Annotated in this window: 17 protein-coding genes; 8 read left to right on the top strand and 9 right to left on the bottom strand. The window is 50.2% G+C overall.

What is annotated here, in order from left to right:
* Positions 1-469: 469 nt before the first annotated feature.
* Positions 470-1756 (bottom strand): urea ABC transporter substrate-binding protein, encoded by a 1287-nt coding sequence (urtA, locus tag ABEA14_RS00915; RefSeq protein WP_345337856.1) that lies wholly within the window; start codon positions 1754-1756, stop codon positions 470-472.
* A gap of 66 nt (positions 1757-1822) precedes the next feature.
* The gene (locus ABEA14_RS00910; protein WP_345337855.1) at positions 1823-2956 is read right to left on the bottom strand and encodes a porin; all 1134 of its coding nucleotides are present in this window, start codon (positions 2954-2956) and stop codon (positions 1823-1825) included.
* A 358-nt stretch (positions 2957-3314) separates the two neighbouring features.
* Here ABEA14_RS00910 and ABEA14_RS00905 point away from each other — a divergent pair, with 358 nt between their 5' ends.
* From ABEA14_RS00905 to ABEA14_RS00890, 4 genes are all read left to right on the top strand, one after another.
* Positions 3315-6698, top strand: a complete 3384-nt coding sequence (locus tag ABEA14_RS00905) for a hybrid sensor histidine kinase/response regulator (protein ID WP_345337854.1) — start codon at positions 3315-3317, stop codon at positions 6696-6698.
* Positions 6691-7608 (top strand): response regulator, encoded by a 918-nt coding sequence (locus tag ABEA14_RS00900; RefSeq protein ID WP_345337853.1) that lies wholly within the window; start codon positions 6691-6693, stop codon positions 7606-7608. The genes ABEA14_RS00905 and ABEA14_RS00900 overlap by 8 nt, the downstream gene beginning before the upstream one ends.
* 188 nt (positions 7609-7796) lie before the next feature.
* Positions 7797-8426 carry a PEP-CTERM sorting domain-containing protein gene (locus ABEA14_RS00895; protein ID WP_345337852.1) on the top strand — a complete coding sequence of 210 codons (630 nt, stop codon included), beginning with the start codon at positions 7797-7799 and terminating at the stop codon, positions 8424-8426.
* 282 nt (positions 8427-8708) lie between these two features.
* Positions 8709-9416, top strand: coding sequence for a hypothetical protein (locus tag ABEA14_RS00890; RefSeq protein ID WP_345337851.1), 708 nt, complete (start codon positions 8709-8711; stop codon positions 9414-9416).
* Between the two features lie 87 nt (positions 9417-9503).
* Here the strand turns inward: ABEA14_RS00890 and ABEA14_RS00885 are convergent, their stop codons facing one another.
* The 5 genes from ABEA14_RS00885 to ABEA14_RS00865 all read right to left on the bottom strand — a co-directional run bounded on the left by ABEA14_RS00885 (position 9504) and on the right by ABEA14_RS00865 (position 12755).
* A complete protein-coding gene (locus ABEA14_RS00885; protein WP_345337850.1) occupies positions 9504-9893 on the bottom strand; it encodes a DoxX family protein in 390 nt (129 codons plus the stop codon).
* Between the two features lie 75 nt (positions 9894-9968).
* Positions 9969-11282: an ABC1 kinase family protein gene (locus tag ABEA14_RS00880; RefSeq protein WP_345337849.1), complete on the bottom strand. Its 1314-nt coding sequence runs from the start codon at positions 11280-11282 to the stop codon at positions 9969-9971.
* A gap of 59 nt (positions 11283-11341) precedes the next feature.
* On the bottom strand, positions 11342-11617 hold the full coding sequence (locus ABEA14_RS00875) for a TIGR03643 family protein (protein ID WP_345337848.1): 276 nt from the start codon (positions 11615-11617) through the stop codon (positions 11342-11344).
* A 264-nt stretch (positions 11618-11881) separates the two neighbouring features.
* Entirely contained in the window at positions 11882-12250 is a 369-nt protein-coding gene (locus ABEA14_RS00870; protein WP_345337847.1) for a DUF2750 domain-containing protein, read from the bottom strand.
* Positions 12251-12332: 82 nt separating this feature from the next.
* Positions 12333-12755 carry a hypothetical protein gene (locus ABEA14_RS00865; protein ID WP_345337846.1) on the bottom strand — a complete coding sequence of 141 codons (423 nt, stop codon included), beginning with the start codon at positions 12753-12755 and terminating at the stop codon, positions 12333-12335.
* A gap of 218 nt (positions 12756-12973) precedes the next feature.
* Between ABEA14_RS00865 and acuI the strand changes: the two genes are divergently transcribed.
* A complete protein-coding gene (acuI, locus tag ABEA14_RS00860; RefSeq protein WP_345337845.1) occupies positions 12974-13951 on the top strand; it encodes an acrylyl-CoA reductase (NADPH) in 978 nt (325 codons plus the stop codon).
* Between the two features lie 76 nt (positions 13952-14027).
* On the opposite strand, the gene ABEA14_RS00855 is transcribed toward acuI, so the two are convergent.
* Entirely contained in the window at positions 14028-14540 is a 513-nt protein-coding gene (locus ABEA14_RS00855) for a hypothetical protein (protein ID WP_345337844.1), read from the bottom strand.
* A 279-nt stretch (positions 14541-14819) separates the two neighbouring features.
* On the opposite strand from ABEA14_RS00855, the gene ABEA14_RS00850 reads away from it, so the two are divergent.
* The 3 genes from ABEA14_RS00850 (at position 14820) to ABEA14_RS00840 (ending at position 18924) form a co-directional block, all read left to right on the top strand.
* Entirely contained in the window at positions 14820-18053 is a 3234-nt protein-coding gene (locus ABEA14_RS00850) for a S41 family peptidase (protein ID WP_345337843.1), read from the top strand.
* Positions 18054-18213: 160 nt separating this feature from the next.
* Positions 18214-18603, top strand: a complete 390-nt coding sequence (locus ABEA14_RS00845; protein ID WP_345337842.1) for a hypothetical protein — start codon at positions 18214-18216, stop codon at positions 18601-18603.
* 57 nt (positions 18604-18660) lie between these two features.
* Positions 18661-18924, top strand: a complete 264-nt coding sequence (locus ABEA14_RS00840; RefSeq protein WP_345337841.1) for a hypothetical protein — start codon at positions 18661-18663, stop codon at positions 18922-18924.
* A 6-nt stretch (positions 18925-18930) separates the two neighbouring features.
* Here ABEA14_RS00840 and ABEA14_RS00835 read toward each other — a convergent pair whose 3' ends face one another.
* The gene (locus ABEA14_RS00835) at positions 18931-19836 is read right to left on the bottom strand and encodes a DMT family transporter (RefSeq protein ID WP_345337840.1); all 906 of its coding nucleotides are present in this window, start codon (positions 19834-19836) and stop codon (positions 18931-18933) included.
* Between the last annotated feature and the right edge of the window lie 106 nt (positions 19837-19942).

Genomic DNA, 19942 nt, shown 5'->3' with positions numbered 1-19942 from the left:
TGATAAGCACGGGGGTCACCGCTGTTGAGGATCTCGGAGATGGCATCTGATTTATCGGAGAATTTTCGGGAAGAAAGTTTTTCTATCGTAGCCTCTAGCTGCACCGCAGCATCGCTGCCACCGGCGAGAACGTCACCATCGCTGTCACTGGTGCTAGCAGCGGTAACAGTGGTGGAAAAACAGAATAAACTGACAATCAAGGTCAGCATTCTTATGAGCACCGCTGCCATGTCAGCGGGTTTCAGTAATGTCAGTTTGGCATTTGAACCGTTCAACAGAGGCGCTCCTTCGTGTACTTCATTTCGCAATTTCACTTGTATACTTCAGCCCGATTCTTCAAACAGGGTCTCGTCGGCTTCAATCATCGAAGCTTTGAAAAGCTTCGTTGGGTGAAAATCAGATGGTCTCACCGGCGCTAATTAGCCCAGGAAGTGGGCCGGTGAGGCCATCTGCTAACGACAGTTTCGGCTTAGTAGTTCTGGCCGGAACACTTGCCAGTTTTCACGTTGTAGTTGCCACACAGCAGCGGTGACTGCCAGTCAGCGGCAATACTCTTAGAGCCTTCCAGGAAGTCAGACCAAGCGTCACCAGGTACCAGACCAGAGGTCTGCCAGACCACCTCAAACTGACCATCATCCTGAATCTCACCGATGAGAACGGGCTTGGTGATATGGTGATTAGGCATCATGGCGGAGTAGCCACCGGTCAGATTCGGAACCGTCACACCGATCATCGCTTCGCGTACTGCAGCCGGGTCGTCGGTTCCCGCTTTTTCCATTGCCTTAATCCACATGTTGAAGCCTATGTAATGGGCTTCCATCGGATCGTTAGTGACACGCTTTTCGCTACCGATGAACTCATGCCAGGCTTCGATGAACTCGTCGTTCACGTCCGCTTCAACACTCATGAAGTAGTTCCAGGCTGCCAGGTGGCCCACCAATGGGCCTGTGTCGATACCAGAGAGCTCTTCTTCACCGACAGAGAAAGCAACCACAGGAATGTCGTCTGCTGAGATGCCCTGATTAGCCAACTCTTTGTAGAAAGGGACATTGGCATCACCGTTGATGGTGGATACCACGGCGGTTTTCTTGCCGCTGGCGCCAAACTTCTTGATGTCAGCAACAATCGACTGCCAGTCGGAGTGGCCAAATGGGGTGTAGTTGATCTTGATATCTTTGTCCGCGACACCTTTCGCCTTGAGATAGGCTTCCAGGATCTTGTTGGTAGTTCGTGGGTAAACGTAATCTGTACCTGCCAGCACCCAGCGCTCAACGCCGAGATCGTTCATCAGGTAGTCGACGGCAGGGATCGCCTGTTGATTAGGTGCCGCACCCGTATAGAAAACGTTTTTGGACGACTCTTCGCCTTCATATTGCACCGGGTAAAACAGCAGGTTATCCAGCTCTTCGAATACTGGCAGCACTGACTTACGAGATACCGACGTCCAGCAACCAAACACCGCCGAAACTTCATGCTTGGTGATAAGCTCACGCGCTTTCTCAGCAAACAGTGGCCAGTTAGAGGCTGGGTCAACGACCACTGGTTCCAGCTTTTTGCCTAATACACCGCCCTTCTTGTTCTGCTCTTCAATCAGCATCAGCATGGTGTCTTTCAGTGTGGTTTCACTGATCGCCATGGTGCCTGACAGCGAATGCAATACACCGACCTTGATGGTTTCCTCTTCTTTCGCTGCGGCCGCCTGACCGGCAAACAAGAGGCTGGTCACAATCGACCCGGCTAACAGTAGTTTTTTCATCTTGCTCTTCCCTTGTTGTGATCCAGCCACCCTCTCGGATGGCGTGGGTGATTTCTGGAACTGCGATTAAATTTGGAACTGAACACCCAGAGTGAAGGTGTCTACGTCGTCCGCTGCGGCATAACCACTGGCATTTGCATCGCCCGTGGTGAAATTGGCATTCAGGCGCAGGTTATGGCCCTTAATGACATAGTTAACGCCAACTTCAGTGAGGTCAGAATCGTCACCATCATTGGGGTTGTTGGAGGTGTAACGGACGTAAGGCTGCACCTTGCCAATCCCCACCGGCTCGGCGAATAAATAGGCGGCGGTGGCAAAATAGGAGTCACCGTCAAACAGGCAGAAGCAGTCTGGCGCGGCTCGCGCAGCGTCACTCAGATCGGCTTCAAAATCTTTGTACTCGCCTTCCAGGGTAACGACCCCCCCCCCTTCGAGGACTTTTTCCATCAGCAGATCGACGGCGTAACCAGAGAAGTCTTCAGCATCACCGGCGATACCTGCGCCATCTTCCTGAAACTGGGCAGAAAGTCCCACGGTCAGCACATCGCCCGCAGCACCGTAATAAGTCGAGCTTGTGTAGTAGGCCGGGTTGCCTTCCATGTTCCAGAAGTTGTATGCCACGCGCGTTGCAAACAAGACCGAATCATCCTGATTTGCGCCACCTTCCAGGCCATCGAAGATGCCAACGGCATACTGGAATTTATCGAGTGTTCCCCACACGGTGATACCGTCATCACGACCGATACGTCCCGCTTCGCCCCCCTGATCGGATGGATAGAGCGGCACCGTGTACTGGTTCCATGTCAACGCGTAAAACGGACCATTCATCTCAATGCGGTCTGCAGGCGTCAGCATGCGTCCCGCCCAGATGTTGAACTCAGCCATCGGCTCGTACTGCACGATGGCATCGAGAACATCAATGTCGCCATCAATCTTTTCTGTATTGAACGTGAACTTCACCGCAGGCATGAGCTGCCCCGAGAGGTAGAGGCGAATGTTGTCGACGTTAAAGTCGGTGGAATTGCTATCACCACTGGGGGCGCCATCCTCAGTGATGGCTGCGGTGGTTCTCATACCGGCACCGAGACTGATATAGCTGTCTTCGGTGATATCTAATTTGGCACCAGCATACGTGGTTGGTACCAGACCTAGCGCGAGCAGTGTGGCTGTCGCGAGTTTGGAAACATGTTTGGTTCTCATTGCGCACTCCCTTTTCAAATCCGTTAGTTGAAAAAGCACTGCCACCGAGAGAAACCACAAAGCGTTGCCGATGTTATCCGTAGAAGGATGGGGCTGATTATTGTTATCGCTCTGTCGTATCATCGCTAGAAACGATGCCAAGGTGACGTTGAGCAGTATTCAGGGAAGGCGCAATAAAGCCTATTCGCCATACGCAGTACCCATATACGTCAAATGACGCATATGCCCGATACAGAACAGGGCTTATGTTGCGGTTTGCAAGATGCGGTAATTGCGCGTTGCACCTGTTAATTGAAGTGAAAGAGCAGTAGACGCGGACAATATGCAGAATCGATCAGGGAACAGACACAACCAGTCCATGCACTCAAATAAGATCCTCGCCACACGACGCACTTACAACAAGCTAGTGGGCAATGAAATGCTGGAAGATTTCGCGCTGCGTTTTACCGCGAAACGCGCGCGGCGTTGGAATATGGCATGGATCGCAAACACGGCACTGGGTACCGTTTCTTTCCTCGTTCTGGAGGCGCTCGGTGGTGCCATCACACTTAACTACGGCGTGTACAACGCGTTGTGGGCCATAGGTATTGTCAGCTTGGTCATTCTGTTTAGTGGCATACCTATCAGCTACTATGCGGCCAAATACGGCGTCGATATCGATCTACTCAGCCGCGGGGCGGGCTTTGGCTATATTGGTTCGACTATCGCCTCGCTTATATATGCCTCGTTTACCTTTATCTTCTTTGCCCTTGAAGCCGCCATTATGGCGATGGCGCTTCAGCTACTTATGGGCGTTCCGCTGGTTGTCGGATATATCATCAGCGCCCTAATTGTGATCCCGCTGGTCACTCACGGCATCACTAATATCGGCCGTTTTCAGCAGTGGTCTCAGCCGATCTGGTTGGCGATGCAGCTAATCCCTCTCTATTTCGTGTTTACCCACCCGGACAGCCAGTTAATGGCTTGGTTGTCATTCGGAGGAACAGAGAGTCCAGGCGAAAATCACTTTGATTTCCTGATGTTTGGGGCGGCCTGTGCGGTATTACTTAGTGTGGTCGCCCAAATCGGCGAACAGGTCGACTTTCTCCGTTTTATGCCGGAACCAACGGAAAAGAACCGGGTGAAATGGTGGACCGCACTGATACTGGGGGGTCCTGGCTGGATCCTGGTGGGCGCTGCCAAAATGGTACTGGGCTCTTTTCTCGCCTATTTGGCGTTGAAGCACGGCCTACCGGCCTTAGTCGCGGATGACCCGGCGCACATGTACATGGTGGTGTTCCGCTATGTCACGGAGAACAAAGGCATCGCACTGTTTTTGGCAGCCACATTCGTGATTATCTCTCAGTTAAAGATTAATGTGGCCAATGCCTATGCAGGATCCCTGGCATGGTCAAACTACTTCTCACGTATTACCCATAGTCACCCAGGACGTGTTGTATGGGTCATTTTTAATGTGGTCATCGCCCTCTTACTCATGGTGTTGGGGGTTTATCAAGCCATTGAAGAGATGCTGCAAATTTACTCGGTATTAGTACTCGGTTGGATAGGCGCCATCGTGGCGGACCTAATCATCAACAAGCCGCTGGGTTGGAGTCCAAAACATATCGAGTTTAAACGCTCACAGCTTTATGACATTAACCCTGTAGGCGTTGGCTCTATGTTGTTGGCATCACTGATCGGCGTGCTGGGCCACCTCAACTTCTTCGGCGAGTTTTTTAAAGCGATCAGCTCTTTTGTGGCTTTTTTACTGCCATTTATCACTGTGCCTCTGTTCGCCTACCTGACAAAAAGTCGCTTTTATCTGGCAAGGCCCCCCGAACTCACTTTAGCCGAACAACTGAGTGGCGAACTGCAAACCTGTGGTGTGTGCGAGCTTCAGTTTGAGCGAGAAGACATGGCCCATTGCCCCGCGTACAACACGCCAATCTGCTCGCTTTGCTGCAGTTTGGACGTTCGCTGTGGCAACACATGCCGCAGCCACGCGACCTTAACGTCGCAATCCAAACAGTTTGCCTCCCGCTTTTTGTCGCCCGCGTGGGTGGAGCGTTTAGGCAGCTCGATGGGACAGTTCATATTGGTGATGCTGGCAATATCATCGATCATGGCGGCGATCCTGACGCTGGCCTACGCCCAGGTCCCAGATCATTTATTAGTTGATGGCTCCGTGTCACTCGCCTTTATCAAAGCGTTCTTCTTACTGCTGATTTTGATCGGGGTTGTCAGCTGGCTGTTTATTCTTGCCCGCGACAGCAGCCGCGTCGCCATGCAGGAAGTGCAATCACAATCTGAATTGCTGAGCCAGGAGATAGACGCCCACGAAGAAACCTATCAGGCACTGCAGGAAGCGAAAGAGACAGCGGAAAATGCCAATCAGGCAAAAAGCCGTTACCTGGCGGGGATCAGCCATGAACTTCGCACACCGCTGAATGTGATCCAGGGTTACGCACAACTGCTTAGTAAAGACGACCAATTACCCCCAGAAAAGCGAGAGTACGCAGCCATCTTACGTCGCAATGGCGAACATCTGACCGATCTGATCGAAGGCCTATTGGAGATCTCCAAGATCGAGGCAGGACGTTTGGAGCTACAGCGTGATGAAGTACAAATCGGCGTATTTCTCGACCAAGTGGTTGATATGTTCAGGCTACAGGCGCAGAACAAGGGCATTGCATTTGACTACACCTTGGCCAATCCACTTCCAGACTTTATCGCCTGCGACAAGCAGCGTCTGCGCCAGATCTTGATGAACTTGCTTTCAAACGCGATTAAGTTCACGCCAAAAGGAAAAGTGACGTTCAGTGTCAGTTATCGTAATGAGGTCGCACATTTCAAAGTGACGGATACCGGATTAGGCATTGATGACAAGGACAGAGAGCTGATTTTCAAACCCTTTGAGCGAGTAAGAACACTATCCACTCAGGCCATTCGAGGTACGGGTTTGGGATTAACGATCAGCCGCTCCTTGGCCGAGTTAATGGGTGGAAACATCGACTTCAGAAGTACGCCCGGTAAAGGCAGTGAGTTTACCTTAAGCCTGATGCTGCCTGCGCTAAGCAAACCCCACAAAGAAGTCCGTCTGCCGGACGCAAATGTCATAGGTTTTGAAGGCGACGAACGCACCATATTAGTCGTCGATGACGAGAGCTCTCAGCGTCAGCTATTCAAAGATATCCTCGAACCGCTCGGATTTGTGATCTTTCAGGCGGCCAACGCCAGAGAAGCACTTGAAGTCAGCAGCCACTGTCCTGTTGATATGTTTATGCTGGATGTCGCCATGCCTGAGGTCAGTGGCTGGCAGCTTGCAATTCAATTAAGAAAGCGCGGCGCGACCCAACCCATCTTGATGGTCTCTGCAAACACGTTGGAAATTGAGCACGACAACCTGCTTGGCCAGTATCACGATGACTACCTGACCAAGCCAGTCGAACTCAGTAGACTACTTAGCAAGATAGGAAAGCTATTGCGGCTCGAATGGAAAGTACAAGAGAGCCCCACACAAGTCGCGAGCCCTGAACACAGCCATAGCTTCCACTCTCCGGAAACCTTGCCTGATGGCACTCACCTCAAAGAGCTAAGAAATTGGGCAGAAATTGGCTACTTGAGCGCATTCAGCGAAACCCTGAATAAACTCGAGCTTCAGCAAGTTGCTGGCAGTGACTTCATCGAACGCATGCGCCAAGAATCACAACGTTGTGACTTTGAAAAAATCGTCACTTATCTGGATGAACTAATACATGACTAACACACCAAGCGTCAGCTCAATTGTGCTGGTAGTCGATGACTCGCCCGAGTCCCTTGGCATGCTCAATGCGGCGCTGAATGAAGCGGGCTTGACCGTGTTGGTTGCGCTGTCGGGCCAGCAAGCACTCTCTATCACTGAGCGTATCACCCCAGACATCGTATTAATGGACGCGATCATGCCCGGTATGGATGGGTTTGAAACCTGTGAGAAACTAAAGCAGCAACTGCCGATGACCCCAGTGATCTTTATGACCGGACTGACCGATGTCGAACACGTGGTAAAAGGATTCGAGGTTGGGGGCGTCGACTATGTTACCAAACCCATCATCGCCGAAGAGGTGATGGCGAGAATTAAAGTTCATACCCAGAACGCGCGAATGGCATTAAGTGCTCAAACAGCCTTGGACCATGCCGGTCAGTATGTCATCTGTATCGAGCATAGTGGCACTATCGCCTGGGCAACGCCTCATGTGCATCAACTCGTCACCTCCAGCCCTGATGAAGAGTCAACTGTTTGGCAGCGTATAACCGACCAGTTGCTGCCTTGGCTCGGAAAAGCCCCTCAACATACCCCGCTGGCCATCAATGAGTTTGAAATGCCCATGCAAGCTCAGTTTGGTGGCGAACATCAGCCCGGCCAAAGTTTGGTAAGGCTGGTGGCGGCAGAGGCTACCCGTTCGCCTGATGTACTTCAGGACAAACTCCCCATCACCAAACGTGAATCAGAGGTGCTCTATTGGGTATCGTTTGGAAAAACCAATTGGGAGATTGCGCAGATCCTTAGCATGAGCCCCCGCACAGTCAACAAACACCTAGAGCAGCTGTTCAAAAAGATTGATGTGGACAATCGCACCGCAGCCGCGGCCATTTCTATTCGAATATTGGAAGGCGGAGATGCATTACCAGCCTAGGTATGCTGAATAAGACTAGAGCATTTGCTTTATTAACGTCTGTTAAATTTACAGAGACAATGACCACACAACAATGATGGATACAAAGAGAGAAATAAAAATCATAAAATCATATGGTTAAGTTATTTGGACCGGTAATTGCTTGTTCTCCGCCAACTATAAAAGACGACATAAGAAGGAAGTCGGTTATGTTGAATAAAGCAGTAAAAGCAGGTTTGGGAGTCGCTTTGCTGGCTGCATCCACAGCAGCCAGTGCCGCATTTATCCCATATGGCCCTCAAAATGATGTTGCCGTAAACACTGTGACAAACACCTGGGGTTGGAGTGAGTGTTACTCCTCTACCTATGCCACACCTCTGGGTAACAGTGCTGATGCCGCTTTGGCAAATTGCTCTGGCGACTACCTGATGCTGGCTGCCCGTCGCACAGGTTCAGATGTATTTGAAGTTTTAGCCGCTGCAGGCTGGGACGACGTTCTGACAGACACAGGCGCGGCTGACAATGGTGTAACCCATACCGCAAATGGTGCTGAATGGTACTATGCAGACAACTGGTCATGGGGATTTGCGGGCCTTGGCGACTCAGTTCGTAAATACCAGTGTGACACCGCAGGCGGTGGCGAACGTGACCGCCTCTGCTGGCATACCTTTGACTGGGTGGGTGGCTATCGTGCTGGTAGTTATACCGGCTTGAACAGCAGCACCGCATGGGAAAAAGTTATCTTGGTTGCCAACGCTATGGACGTGCCGGCTCCGGCCACCATTGCTCTGTTTGGTCTTGGCCTTGCAGGCTTAGGTTTGCGCCGTCGCGCTAAATAGACCTTTCCGTATTGCCCATAAAAGCCCTCGCTAGCGAGGGCTTTTTGGTTTATGAGCCACATTCCTATTAAACACAACAGACTGTTTCGATGTAGTGTGAAACCTCCTTTGCCTACTGATGCTATCAACCTGCTAAAAAAGCCATGCACACCCTTTGCTCAATCCCAGCTCGGAGATGACATAGGGACCAAAACCCTAAAATTAATAAATTTGCTGAATTGTTAGGCTGTTACGTCAGCAGGATTACTCTATGCTTAGAAAAAACGTTCAGGGAGAGACCAAATGCTCCTAACCACCCGCTCAGGACTTATTGCCACAGGTTTGGCAACTTGCTTAATCTCTACCCCAATCATGGCGAGGGATTATCAAGGACTGGAAGAATCTGAAATAGACGCCCGCTTAAGCTTTCTTGATGCCAAGCTCACGGATATTCAGACACCATCAAAGTATTGGCAATATGGCTGGACCGGCTTCTATGGTGTTGCTGCCACGGCTCAACTCTATAAAGCGATAGACGAAGACGACTCTGATGAATCCACCAAGCAATGGGTCGGCGCAGTAAAATCTGCTGGTGGATTAGCGATGATGCTACTTAAACCACTACCTGTGGTCGACGGCTGGGATGAATACCAGGCACTGCCGGGGAATACCCGCGCAGAGAAAATCGCCAAACTTGCAGAAGCCGAAAAGATGCTGGAGCAAAGCAGCTGGCGCGCTGATGAGCGTTACACCTGGAAACCACATCTGATCACCGTTGGCGTGAACTTGCTCGGCGCAGGGGCCATTGCAGCATTTGGTGATAGTGATGATGCACTCGGTTCGGCCGCACTTGGCATTGCGATTGGCGAAGCCGCTATTTGGTCACAACCAGACCAAGCTTCGGAAAGTTGGGAAAGCTATCAGCAGCGCTTCAACAATGGGGAAAAGAGTGCATTTAACTGGCGCATAGTGCCAGGAGTTAACAACATTTCGTTGGAGGTTACTTTTTAACTCCCCTCAGTTTGTCGTTTCGGAGGAAGAGTAATTCTTCCTCCGTCAGGTCATCATTGTGAGCAAAACTTTCTGAATATAGGGACACTATTGCGCTGCCAGTTTTGTGCCAGTGAACAAGCTCATAGTTTCAGGTAGCCTCAACCATCCAACGACTGCACTAGCGACCAGTATCGCGCCCGCCACAAAGATCATACCGATTTCAGCATGAACAACATGCGTACCCACAGCACCCACCATAAACAGCGCCAGCGCTATGCCTGCAGGACCGCGCAAGAAAGGTATCAACAGGCCAATAGCGCCAAGTACCTCTAACGCCCCTGACACAGATACGAACCACTCGGGTATTCCCCAGGCGACAAACTTGTCAGTCCATTTCGCCGGGTCGATAAACTTGCCCGCGCCGAACATTAGATAGATGGCCGCCAAAACCACGCTGCCAGCAGTAAATAGTCTCGATTTAGTCTTCTCATTCATTGTCATATCTCCAGCATTCGATTTGTATGGTTTGGCTGGCCGGCCTTACATATAAAGACCCGGCGCGTGTGGGATTTATTTCAGAAAGGGAGCAACGAGCTCGTTGATATTCACTTTTGCTCTAAGTTTGGATAACAAAAGATAAAGCCCTCCCACCTTGCGATGAATAAACAGCGCGTCAGCTGGCGGCTCGCCTAAGGTATGGCGGTGCGGTATCAACGACTGCGATAAGCTCTGAATCCGCTTCGCAATATCCGCTTGGCCAAAATCATATGCGCCAGCAAAGAGCAGCGGCTCTGCAGCAATAGCACACATGTGCTTAAAGATATCCTGCACTTGTCTCGACGAATTGCGCTGAAAGAATCCAAGGTTGACGGCAATTTCAAATGCATTCGCCCATTCCCCCTTTGCAACAAACACTATCAGCTGGCGGTATGCGTCACTAATATTCTGTGGAATGGGCCTAGTCGCGCCAAAATCTAACAAGACCAGTTTGTCCTGTTTTGGGTCATACAGATAATTTGCCAGGTTTGGGTCACTCTGCAGTAATCGAAATTCAAACAATTCAGCCACTAACAACTCGACTAATGTTTGCCCCAAACGGTCTCGTATGGCTTGTTCAAACGCCAATGTCTTGTCTAAGCCGATACCCTCGACATAGGTCATGGTGAGGATGCGCTCATTGCTGAGTTTATCGATAGCATCCGGTATCGTGATCGCTGGCATATGCCCTACTCTTTGCCGATAGCTCTGCAAAAAAGCGGCTTCTTTTCGATAGTCAGCTTCTGAATTCAATTGTGATTTAACTTCCGCCAGTAAGGCGTCCAGCTTGATTTGCGGCGGCACCAGTTTAGTTAGCTTTAGCAGCGCGCCAAGGTTATCGATATCACTGTCAATCGCCTGAATGATACCGGGATACTGAATCTTAACAGCGAGAGGTGTGCCATCCTTTGCTGTCGCTTTGTGGACCTGGCCAATTGAAGCCGCCGCAAAAGGTCCGTTTTCAAAGTCAGCCACTCGTTGCCGCCAATCGTCCCCCCAATTTTCAATCAGCATCCATTCCAGTTGCAAAGGTGTCATAGGGTTAGCGGAGTCTCTGAGAACAGCCAGGATCTCAGCCAGTTCTTCGGGCAGTAATTCACCCATGTCCATTGACATCATCTGTCCGAGTTTCATAGCAGCACCGCGCAGGTGAGCGAGCTTATCGGCAAGTTGGAGCATGTTTTTTGGGGTTAAGAGCAGATCATCAATCGATGGGCGTCGACCGCTGATCAACTGCGCAGCGCCATCAAAGGCCATCTGAGCGGCAACACCGCCTACAAGACCGCCAAACTTCTTCAGTCGAGAGAGTCGAGAGGTGGGAATCGGTTTGGACTTTTTAACCGCCATGCTTATCAAGTTCCTCAAAGCTCAAACGCTTCAACAATGCTTGTGAAGCTTCAAGCCTGCTACTTGTTACCACGTATCTTGTACTGCGTTTTGCAGTAGCCGCGGCTGATATCACTGCTACGCAACTTGAGATGTTTAGTGGCGCGAGATGCCCCCCGCGTTCGCCAGTTTTTAAAGGCTTTGCTTGAAAGCTGTTTTCGCATCAGCTGGATCACCGCTTTCTCAGGTAACCCAAACAAGTGTTCTATGGCTTCAAAGGGCGTGCGGTCTTCCCACGCCATCTCAATGATTCGGGACACCTCATGCTCTTTTCGGCTTGATACGAGTTCACTCACCTAACCTTCTCCTTTGAATCAACCCATAACAATTGGGTTCAATGCGTGTCTCAGGTATACGGGTACGCCGCCTTTACGGATTTTCGAACAAGCTATCAGACCGACGGGTTTAACAGCATCAGGCAGACAGAAGGGCCTTGAAGTTGAACTATTGAGGGGGCGTTGAGGAGAAAAGAAAGGAAAAAGAAATATTGAGCAAGTTGTCGAAAAAAGAGATAAAAAAAGCGCGTTCAAATGAACACGCTTTTTTCGATTTGATGATGCTTACGCTTCTAGCTCGGCAAGCAGTTCGCTTGGCGCAACAACCAATGATTCACCCGCAAGATTTGGGAAGACAGCCACAACGCGGTCATCTTTCTCCATGCCAGGTAGCCATTTCTCTACCCAATCAGCCAAACTGATTGATAGCGGCACTAACCCTTTCCAATCTGAAATTGCGCACGCTTTGGCTGCATCTTCCGTTGGCCAAACCGGCAGGCACTCTTCGTTGCCCGCATTGACGATCAAACAACCTTCATCGTCTCTCAATACCCACACCTGACTTTCAGCTAGTGCTTGCTCTAAAAACGCTTCGTAGCGCACTTCTGACTTTTCACCGAACAGCTTGCTCACAGGACTTGGACTGGCTGACATGGTTGCTCTCTCTTTGAATTGGATCTGATGTCGCGCACTCTACACTTTTTTGTTGGTGAAACAACCAATTTTCGATAAACACTCAGGCTCTGGAGTTAACCACCTTTTTCGCCGTCACTTCATCAAGCTGACTATTGGCCCACGCGATTGCCCCGGCTTCGCTCTGAAAGCTAGCCTGAGGCACACCCTGCTGCTCTCGATAAGCGCGCAATTTGTCAACAAAGAGTCGCTGCCAATCATGCTTATACACATGTACTGTCGCACATTCGCCGTTGGCCAAACACCAGTCAATAACGGGCATATAAGCCGCAATCAAATCAGGCGTTGCACCTTCCCAATCTCTCAGATCTGCCATCGCAACCCAAATATCTGCTTTCGGGCATGTCTTCATATCTTGGAAAAAACCAGCAACCGCTTCCTTATTCCAGGCTCCGGTAAAAATGACTTTAATGATACGTCCGCTATCAAGAGGAACGATTTGATAACTACCATGGCTGACAAACACCCGACCTCTCCTACTAATTTGGATCCTGAGAGTTAAACAACAATATATCCGGTGGATACCCTTTTTATCGTGCAGAAGCGCAAGTTTCTTTAGTTCAACAGACGCTAATTTGTTACTTGAGAAATTGATCCAATCATCCTTACTTTGCTCAATTTAGCACTACACTTACGCTCACTTCCTTCCTCTCAATATCTCTTCAAAAAAAACAGGAGCTTCACGTGTTCAATGCTCTGGTAATCGATCAAGAAAATGATCAACAAACCGTTTCTATTAAAAATCTGGAAGAATCTGCACTGCCTCAGGAAGAGGTACTGATTGACGTGGATTACTCGTCAATCAATTACAAAGATGGTCTTGCCATTACGGGTAAAGGCAAGATTGTCCGTCAGTTTCCTCTGGTTCCCGGTATCGACTTGGCTGGCACCGTGTCTGACTCCAAACATCCCTGTTATAAGACTGGCGACAAAGTGATCCTGACCGGTTGGGGTGTCGGTGAAAACCACTGGGGAGGCTTAGCCGAAAAAGCCTCGCTCAAAGCAGAGTGGCTGGTACCGCTGCCAGAGAGCCTGACTAGCAAACAGGCGATGATTATTGGTACCGCAGGTTTCACGGCCATGTTGTGTGTGATGGCGCTGGAAGATTACGGACTAAAACCTGAAGACGGTGAAATTCTGGTAACAGGCGCCAGCGGTGGCGTAGGCTCAGTCGCGGTGACCCTACTTGCCAATCTGGGATACAAGGTTGCCGCCGTCACCGGTCGTCCAGAAAACGCAGACCTGCTGACATCATTGGGGGCAAGCCGCATCGTCTCACGCAGTGAGTTAGAGGAAAAAGCTCGTCCGTTGGACAAACAACTTTGGGCCGGTGCAGTAGATACGGTGGGCAGCAAAGTACTGGCGAAAGTGTTATCGCAGGTAAATTACAACGGTGCAGTCGCTGCGTGCGGCCTGGCAGGGGGCTTCGATCTACCTACCACAGTGATGCCATTTATCCTGCGTAACGTCGCTCTGCTGGGGGTCGATTCGGTGATGTGTCCCTATGAGAAACGCAAAGCGGCATGGCATCGCTTAGCCGAGCTTTTACCTGATGCATTCTACGAACAGGCAACCACAGAAATCGGCCTGAAAGAAGCGCCGGAGTATGCTGAAAAGATAACACTAGGCCAGGTGACAGGGAGAACGTTAGTGAAACTCTAGGTTACCTACCCACAAATCTAAAGGGCTGAGACATTTGCAATGCTTCAGCCCTCATAAATTCGGTCAAGCACGACAGCTACTGCTTGTACATTGGTAGTCTATATCGAACTGCGACTCTTCGCGTGGCAGGTGTATCACCTCTGTTTTCTCCCTCTTTTTCTCCGAAGTAAAGAACACCAGATTCATCAATATATACAATGGTATAGAGCATCTCACCATCATCATAGGTGATATCAATTTCGGTTACTTCTTCGTTATTTTCTGTATAGAAAGTAGCTCCCAAGTTATAAGTAAAGGTGCCACTAAAACTCCAGGACGGAGTGCCTTCACACTCGTAAGAGTCATACTCTTTCTCAGAATCTCTTGCGTTTTCATAATCGACAAACTCAATAGTGAGGATCCAAGAGATAGAGCCGGTATGACATCCAGTGCTCCATTCACCAATCAATAGATCTTCAAAATTCTCACCGATAGGACCATCATCTTCTTCACTGACTGGGGTACTGCCACCAGAAGATCCGCCACCGCAGGCAGACAAAATGAAAATCAAAGCCAGAGCAGGCCAACGCAGATAACGACTTAAATTCATCCTTAAAACTCCATTCCTTTGAGTGGGATAACTAACTGCTTGAGCATCACCATGTTTGAAACACAGCGCAATCATAATTAGAACTCACTAATAATAAAGCGCCATAGACCAATTTATCAACAAAAACAGCGCATATGCTTAACAACCCGTAACACTAATCCACTAGTCAATTCATTGTTCGCTGTTCATACTCTATCCTGCTAAAAAGCATCTAGAATTTACACTCTCCAGGGTAGATCCACGACTGGATATAACTATAAATCTCACAGGGACCTGTTCATGAACAAACACTGGTTATCGACACTGCTGCTATCTACAGCGGCGGTGACCGGCAGTGCTTATGCCGGCGACCAAACAGACGCCACACGCCTACTCCGATTCGCCGACATTCACAAAGACAAGGTCGCCTTTGTCTATGCGGGGGATATCTATATCTCTTCAACTGAGGGCGGCACCGCCACCCGCCTGACTTCAGACGAAGGGTTGGAGCTGTTTCCTAAGTTTTCACCCGATGGCAAACAGATCGCCTTCTCTGCCGAGTACGGTGGCAATCGCCAGGTATGGGTGATGAATACTGATGGCAGCGGTTTAAAGCAGCTGACCTACTACAATGATGTCGGCCCAATGGCACCTCGCGGCGGCTTTGATTACCGCGTCTTAGATTGGACACCAGATGGCAAACATGTGCTATTCCGTGCCAACCGATTGCCTTGGGGCAAACGTATGGGTCGTCCAATGCTGGTGCCCGCCGAAGGTGGTATGCCGGTGCCGCTGGCCGTTCCTGAAGGTGGCGGCGGTATGCTCTCTCCCGATGGCAAAAGCCTGGTTTATACACCTATCGACCGCGAATGGCGCACATGGAAACGCTACAAAGGTGGTCGAGCTCAGGATGTATGGACCTATGACCTGACAACGAACCAAAGCAAGCAGCTCACTGACTTTGCCGGCACGGATAACCAACCGGTCTGGGTAGGTGATGACATTTATTTCGCCTCAGATCGTAACTACACGCTGAACCTGTTCCGTTATCAGCAAGATGGTGAACCAGTTCAGGTCACTCAGCATGATAAGTTCGATGTACTTTGGCCAAGCGCGGGTCCAGATGCGATCGTTTATGAAGCTGGCGGTTACCTCTACCGCTATGCGCCAGGAGACAAGACCAGCCAAAAGCTGGATATCAAGGTGGCAGGCGAGCGCCCTTATCGCCAGGCGAAGTACCGCGATGTATCAGGCTTTGTCGAGTCATTCGACTTGTCCCATGATGGCAATCGCGCAGTGTTCGGTGCCCGGGGTGAGATATTCTCTGTACCTCTGAAAAATGGCCCTACACGTAATCAATCCAAGTCACCCAGCGCACGTGAAATCAACACCACGTGGTCGCCTGACGGCAAAAATATCGCATTCTTGAGCGATAAAACCGGCGAATACGAGCTCTACATTCAGTCTCAGGATGGCAAGTCGGAGCCTAAAGCGTTAACCAAAAACGGTGATATCTGGAAGTTCGCCCCAGTATGGGCAGGCAGCTCAGACAAACTCGCTTGGTCAGACAAAAAACAGACCCTGTGGATCACCGATATCAAAGGTAAATCCACCAAGGTGGATACCGGTCGTTTTGACGATATCACCCAGTACCAGTTCTCTAACGATGGCAACCACCTGGCCTACGTAAAGATTGCCGAAAATGGCCTGCCGCAGATCTGGTTATACGATGCTAAAAAAGGCAAATCTCGCCAGCTAAGTAACGGAAACACGGCCGACTTCGAACCAATGTTTGATCCGAAAGGCCGCTACCTTTTCTTCCTCTCCAACAGAGACTACAACCTCGCCTTCAGTTCTTACGAGTTCAACTACTTGTATAACGAAGCCACCCGCATCTATGCGGTTCCTTTGAACGATGACATCGTAATGCCGAATGCATTGACCAGTGATGAAGTCGCTCTTAGTGACAAAGCGAGCGGTGATAAAGAAAAAGGCGATGCAGGCTCAGGAAAAGTCACTCTGACAGCCAAAGAGATGCTGACCCGAGCCATTCCTCTGGTAGCCCCCGCAGGCAACTACCGACAACTCGCTGCAAACGATACCAGCCTATTTGTGCTTTCTGGCCAGAATGGCGCCGCCACTCTCCAGATGATGGGTTTGGGCAACGATGCAGAAGTGAAAACTGTCGCAACCGGTATCTCTGACTACCGACTGGCTGCCGGTGGCGAGAAACTGCTCGTCAAACAGAACGGCACCTTTGCCATTGTTGCCGCCGCGGCAGATCAGAAGCCAGCTGACAGTGCATTGGACTTGAGCGGTCTACAAATGAAGGTCGACCCAGAGATCGAGTGGGTACAGATGTTCAACGATGGCTGGCGCACACTGCGCGACTGGTTCTACGATCCAGGCCTACACGGTCAAGACTGGCAGGCGATTTATGACAAGTATCGCCCAATGGTAGATCACGCCGGACATCGCACAGATCTGGACTATATCCTTAGCGAAATCGCCGGTGAGCTCAATGCCGGTCACGTCTATGTGCAGAGCGGTGACCAGCCGATGGTCAAACGTTCAGAAGGCGGATTGTTGGGCGCAGAGATAAAATCTCACCCGACCGGCTACTTCCAGATCACCAAGATCTTCCAAGGTGAGAACTGGCACGATGCATTCCGTTCACCTCTGACTGAGTCAGGTGTGGATGCAAAAGCAGGTGAGCTGATTACCGCCGTTAACGGTGTATCGACCAAAACCGTCAGCAACCTCTACCAATTGCTTGAGAACAGTGCTAACCGCACAATCACGCTGACGCTGGCTGACAAAAAGGGCAAAAACGGCCGCGAGGTTTTGGTTAAGCCAGTTAAGAGCGAAACCAATCTGCGTTACCTGGATTGGGTAGCCAGCCGTGCAGCCTATGTCGATAAGATCTCTAATGGCCGAGTTGGGTATGTTCACCTACCAAACACACTGTTTGATGGTAACCGTGAACTGTTCAAACAGTTCCTGCCGCAAGTGAACAAAGAAGCGCTGATTATCGATGACAGATACAACGGCGGTGGTTTTATCCCGGAACATATGATCGCCATGCTGGCCCGCCAGCCGCTGAACTACTGGAAACGCCGTGGTGCCGAGCCAAATGCTACACCTTTCTATAGCCATACCGGCCCGAAAGCGATGCTGATAAATGGCTACTCCAGCTCTGGTGGGGATGCCCTGCCTTACTACTTCCGCAAACTCAACCTGGGTAAGTTGATCGGAACCCGCACCTGGGGTGGCCTGATCGGTATTTCTGGCAACCCAGATATGGTTGATGGCGGCATGGTACTGGCGGCAACCTTCCGCTTCCTCGATACCGAGGGAGAATGGGATGTTGAAAACGTTGGTGTTTCACCAGATATCGAGGTGATTGACCGCCCAGAGCTTATCTTTATGGGCAAAGACCCTTCGATTGAACGCGCTGTGGAAGAGCTGCTGAAAGAGCTACCAGAGAAACGTGCACCATCGATTCAGGCGCCACCTGCACCGACAGAGTTCTAATTCGGTACAGTAAGCGTTATCTATTTTAAAGCTCGGCAATTGCCGGGCTTTTTTATGCCTGTGCGTGAATAACTGCTGGAATGTGAAGCAGATAGTTACTCAAGCAGAAGAAACCGTTACATTAGGAATATGAGTTTGGCTATATCAAGGAAGTAGTGTTTTGGCCAAAAAGTATCAACTCGTTCACCCAACGCTGGGTACTAAATGGCGGCCCCAGAAACACCAGCAGAAACTGGTGGAAACAGAACAGCCAAAGGGCTCTTATCAGAGGCCTATGCCGAACAGGGAAACGATTCACCCGCTCGAATCGCAACTGACCGAGGTCGATTCTCTCGAAAAAATGACCTCACCAAAACAGAAACCCTGGATACGAAAGGCTTCTTGGATCATATTCGGGAGCATCAGCATTCTAGGTATCTTAATGGCTGCTTCCATGGCCATAACAACTGCACAAATGGGCGAGCCAGAAGTCGCCTTTTTTGTCTTTTTTTTAATCAGTGCAATCCCCATCATTTACCTGAAAATTCTTTTCGATGGTAGGAAGAAATAAGTTCCAATTTCAGTTTGGGTTAGAAAGATCTCTCGCGACCAAATGGAGGTAGTGACTATGGAGTGGAAAGATATCGCCCCCTGGATTGAAGGCGTATTAGCAATTGCTCTGGTGCTTTGGGCTTTATGGGCTGCGTTTAGAGGCCGTTACCTGATCTCATATTTCAACCCAAATAGTGATGAAAATGCCTCGCAGAAAAAGTGCTCTAATGACACCGGAGCAGATAATCTGGCAAGAGGCCAAGGTGCTGACGAGCCTTTTATGGTTGCATCAGCAATAAAAGACCTAGGCGAAAAAACCAAACATAAAAATCATCGCTGAAGCAAATTACGCCTTGGCTTTGCCAAATAGCCTCAGCGGCGAAAAACCTGTCACTAGCGCCGTCCCCATTAGAACGACACAAGAACCCACCAGAGTATGCCAACCCACTTGTTCATCTAAAAACAGGTGGCCCCAAAGCACACCAAACATAGGGATCAGATACGTTACCGTCAGTGCCGAAGGTGCGCCTTCATCTGCCACCAGCTTAAAGTAAATCAGCAGAGCGATACCGGTACATGCGACACCCAATACTGCAACGGAGCTCATCACCAAGGTGTTAGGCTCTGATTGCACAGGATAGAACAACAGTAGTGGCGCCAACAAAAGAGTCGCTGCCCACATACTGCCATGGGCATTATTAAAGGCATCGACCCCTTTTACACTGCGGGTATAGGTTGACGCAATACCGTAGCAGAGGGTACCCGTCAGCATCGCCGCGACAGCCAGCCACATACCCTTGGAGTCGGTTTGAGCGCCATCCCCAAACAGGGTGGGATCCAACCCCACCAACATGGCAACGCCAACAGTTCCAAGCACTAGGCCCAACAAGCGCTTTGCAGATACACCTTGGCGATCAACTAGCGCCACACACACCATTCCCCACATCGGTGCTGTGGCGTTCAGAATAGACATGACGCTGGCTGACAATGTATGTGCTGCGTATGCCAGCAACACCCAGGGCACGGCTGAATTGAGCAGTCCCAAAACCAGATAGTGGCGCCAATGCAAACCAAGTTTAGGGGCTTTCCTAAGCCACACTGCGACAACAGCCAGTAGCAGTGCAGCTAAAGCTACCCGGCTGGCAATTAGGGCAACAGAGCCCATGGCTGGCGCAGCAATCCTGAGGAACAGGAATGAGGCACCCCATAGTGCGGCAAGAAGAATCAAGCGAAGAAAACTGGCAGTGCTCATAGCTTAGGAAAAAAAAGAAGAAGACGCGGCGCAATCTACAGGTTGCCGACAGGCGTGACCAGCGAAAACTGAACAACTAATTTCATTTACCAGAGTTAGAAGTCTT

The sequence above is a fragment of the Corallincola platygyrae genome (assembly GCF_039544265.1).
In the GTDB taxonomy this organism is placed as follows: Bacteria; Pseudomonadota; Gammaproteobacteria; order Enterobacterales; family Neiellaceae; genus Corallincola; species Corallincola platygyrae.
Note: the sequence above shows the minus strand (reverse complement) of the source record. Positions and strands in the feature narration are given on the sequence as shown.